Here is a 1004-nt window from a genome sequence, read left to right on the forward strand (position 1 = left end):
GATCGACGTGTTGATCGCTCTCGGGCGACTGTCCCACTTCCTTGGTTATGAGACGTCTCGTCGAACGTTTTTGCTGTCGTCAGTGTTCGTACTCGCGTGCATGGTCAACGTGCTTGCCCGGACTGGGTTCGAGAGCAGCCTGTTGCGCTGGGGTACACCCTGCGCGACGTCCGCGTTGGCGAGGCCCAGGTGTGGCTTTCGCCGTTATGTGGCTCATCACAAAGGAGGGTGTAGTCGCGGTCTGAAGCCGCCGGTCTCGAGCAGGCTCCTGGCGATGTAGTTGGCGAGGTTGCGGAACCCCAGGGCGGAGCCTCGCAGGTGCTCCAGGCGGCCGTTCATCGCCTCGGTCGGGCCGTTGCTGGTGCCGGGGCGATCGAAGTAGGCCAGGACATCGGCGGCTCGCTTCTTCAGGGTCCGCCCCAGCGTGATGAGCTCGGTCAGGGCAGTCGGGACGCCGTGGCTGACCGACTCGATCAGCGCCGTCATCAACTGTCGGCCCTTCGCGCGGTCGGGCTCGCGGTAGGCGCCGATCATGCGCTGGTAGATGCCCCAGGTGGCCTCGACCTGGACGTGGTCCTTGACTCCGAACAGCATGGTCAATCGTTGGCGCTGTCGGTTGGTGAGCAGGTCGGCGCCAGTGTGCAGGGTTCGTCGGGCGCGGTAGAGCGGGTCGCCGGCGCGGCCTCGGTGCCCGTGCAGGTCCTGCTGGACCCGCCGTCGGCAGCGGTCCAGGGCGTCGCCGGCGAGACGGACGACGTGGAAGGGGTCCATGACCGCGACAGCGTCGGGCAGTTCCTCGGTGGTGGCGGTCTTGAAGCCGGTGAACCCGTCCATCGCGACGACTTCAAGACCGTCCCGCCAGGCCTGGGGCCGTTCCGTGAGCCACTGCTTGAACGCCTGCTTGGAGCGCCCCGCGACCATGTCCAGCAGCCGTGAGGGCCCGGTCCCGTCCCGGATCGGGGTGAGGTCGATGATCACGGTGACGTACTTGTCGCCGCGGCGGG

Annotated in this window: 1 protein-coding gene; it reads right to left on the bottom strand. The window is 67.2% G+C overall.

The window, feature by feature from the left end; genetic code table 11:
• Positions 1-216: 216 nt before the first annotated feature.
• Positions 217-1004, bottom strand: a 788-nt coding sequence (locus tag L979_RS13390; protein WP_047692702.1) for an ISL3 family transposase, incomplete at its 5' end; no start/stop codon positions are given.

Origin of the sequence: Kocuria sp. ZOR0020 (assembly GCF_000800955.1) — a bacterium.
Lineage (GTDB): Bacteria > Actinomycetota > Actinomycetes > Actinomycetales > Micrococcaceae > Kocuria > Kocuria subflava.